This is a genomic window from Roseovarius halophilus (ex Wu et al. 2025), assembly GCF_047086965.1.
Genome location: NZ_JBKOTX010000396.1, coordinates 1 through 2,358 on the forward strand (window position 1 = coordinate 1; position 2,358 = coordinate 2,358).

Annotated in this window: 3 protein-coding genes; all 3 read right to left on the reverse strand. The window is 69.4% G+C overall.

Going from position 1 to position 2,358, the window contains the following annotated elements; genetic code table 11:
* Nucleotides 1–26: 26 nt before the first annotated feature.
* Nucleotides 27–638, reverse strand: a complete 612-nt coding sequence (locus ACH107_RS32050; protein ID WP_412509668.1) for a DUF1194 domain-containing protein — start codon at nt 636–638, stop codon at nt 27–29.
* A gap of 93 nt (nt 639–731) precedes the next feature.
* The gene (locus ACH107_RS32055) at nt 732–1,160 is read right to left on the reverse strand and encodes a VOC family protein (RefSeq protein ID WP_412509669.1); all 429 of its coding nucleotides are present in this window, start codon (nt 1,158–1,160) and stop codon (nt 732–734) included.
* A 79-nt stretch (nt 1,161–1,239) separates the two neighbouring features.
* On the reverse strand, nt 1,240–2,358 hold a 1,119-nt coding region (locus tag ACH107_RS32060), incomplete at its 5' end, for a hypothetical protein (protein WP_412509670.1).

The following is a 2,358-nucleotide window of genomic DNA, read 5'->3' on the forward strand; positions in this document are numbered from 1 at the left end:
CAGCGCTACCGCCAGCGCGAGCGCCTTCATCCGCGCGGCCCGCGGCGCGCGCGCGGGGCGCTGCCCAGCACGATATCGTTGATCTCGCGGTACAGCTTGCGCGTCATCGCCGCGCGGTACTTCTCGAACCCGGTCGCGACGACCATGAACGCGCCGGGGCCGTGCAACACGGTGTCGCGGTAATAGGTGGCGACCTCCGCCTGCTGGCCGAGGATCACCAGCCCGTTCACGGTGACCCCGTTAAATGGGAAGTGTCGATAGGCATCCGCCGGCCCGTACCGGAAATTGTTGACGCCATCCCCCGACACGTCCAGCACCCGGCGATCACAGGCGGGCCCCCGGCCCAGCAGCGTCGCCCCGTATCCCAGCCCGGCGCCGAGCGCGGTCGGAAAGTCGTCGTCGCCGCGTGTCATCGCGGCCAGCGCCTGCACGGCGCGATCTATGTCGGCGTCACTGCGCAGGCGTGTCCAGTCAAGATGCAGCTTCTGTTGCCGGAAACCGCTCCATTCGTAGACGGCCAGCGCCACCTCCCCCGGCCCGCCATTCAGGATCGCGTGACGCACCTCGGGCGCGTCCAGCGCCGCCGCCAGCCCGCGTCGTTGCAGCGCGTAGTCGCGGGCGTCGACCGACGACGACACGTCAAGCGCGAGGGCCAGCGCCAGCCGGCAGGGCGCCTGCGCCTGCGCGGCCGGGGCCAGCAGCAGTGCGACGGCCAGTATGGGCCGCCAGCCTTACCAATGGCCGGTGTTTTCCATGCTCGCCCACGGCTCTTCGGGCGGCAGGGCCGCACCCTCCTGCAACAACTCGACCGAGATGTTGTCGGGGCTGCGCACGAAGGCCATCCGACCATCGCGCGGCGGCCGGTTGATGGTCACGCCGTTGTCGCGCAGATGGGCGCACATCTCGTAGATGTTGCCCACCGAATAGGCGAGGTGGCCGAAATGGCGGCTGTCATCGGGCAGGGCGTCGTCGCCGTCCCAGTTGTATGTCAATTCGACGGGGCATTCCTCCTGCCCCTCTGGCGCCATGAAGACCAGCGTGAAGCGGCCTTGCTCGCTCTCCATGCGCCGGGTCTCCGTCAGGCCCAGCAATTCGTAGAACGCGATCGACTTTTCCAGGTTCTTCACCCGGACCATGGTGTGCAGGTATCTGACTTTCACGTCATCCTCCGTCCGTTGCGCAACACCGCAAGGATAAGCGTCTGCGTCCCGCTGTCGAGGGCGGACAGCCACGCGGCCCTCAGAATTCGGAGCGCATGCCCAGCGTGAGCGATGTCTCGTCAACGTCGAACCGGCTGACATTCGACCGGCTGCGCTCGGTCGTCACCGACAGGGTGGGCACGAAGCCCATGTAGCTGACATCGTAGAAGGTGGCGGTGACACTGGCGAAAACCGACTCGTCGCGGCGCCCGCCGGGCACCGGGATGAAGCCGACGCTGTACCGGCCGAAATCCAGCGTGCTCACCCCGAGCGCGAATTCCAGCTCCGCCGGTCCCACCGAGCGGCCCATCCGGTAACTGGCGATGCCCGTCCACTGGTCCGAGGCCCGGTTGACGCCATCGCTGTCGGTGTCACGGTACTGCACCTTGACGCCCAGCCGGGCGCCGCCGTCCAGCCGCCAGCCCAGCCCGGCAAAGGCCGACGCGACGGTACTGTCGGCCCCGCGGTCGGCCTCGTCCTGCTGCGCCTCGGCATAGCCGCCGAAACTCAGCGTCAGGCGGCCCGCCAGTTTCTGGTGCCGCCGGACGCCCAGCCGCGCGTAATCATACAGCGGGTCACCGCCGTACCAGACCCGCCCGCCATCGAGGTCCAGTTTCCACGTCACCGCCTCGGAGCCGCCGACGATGTAATGGCTCACCCCGATCTCGCCCACGGTCGAGGACAGGTCGCCGCCGCTCAGCCCGGCGACCTTGTCCGACAGGCGCACGCGGCGGCTGGTCACGCGACCCTTAAGGCGCGTCTCGTGCCCCTCGCCGGCGTCCACGCGGTAGGTGCCGTGCAGCCGCGTCGTGGCGACCACGCCCGACAGCGCCCGCGCGCCGGGGCTCAGCACGCCGACCACCGGCACGCCGTCGATCACGTTGAGCGGGCTGGTCGCCCCGTTGTTCACGTTGTCGGACGGCGAGACGGAAAAGCGCAGGTTGAAGTTGAGCGGATTGTGCCGGCGCACCCGCTCGAAGGCGCGAATGGTCTGCGCGCGCGCCACGTCGCCATCGGCATGATCGACCGCGCGGCGCAGCCAGAACTGCGACGCGGTGAACCGGTCCCCGGCAAAGGACAGCCGCGCCGCCAGGTTGGCCGCCTGGTACCGCTGCCCGTCGGACTTGGCATGCCGGTAGGCGCGCGCCGCCGCGCGCCC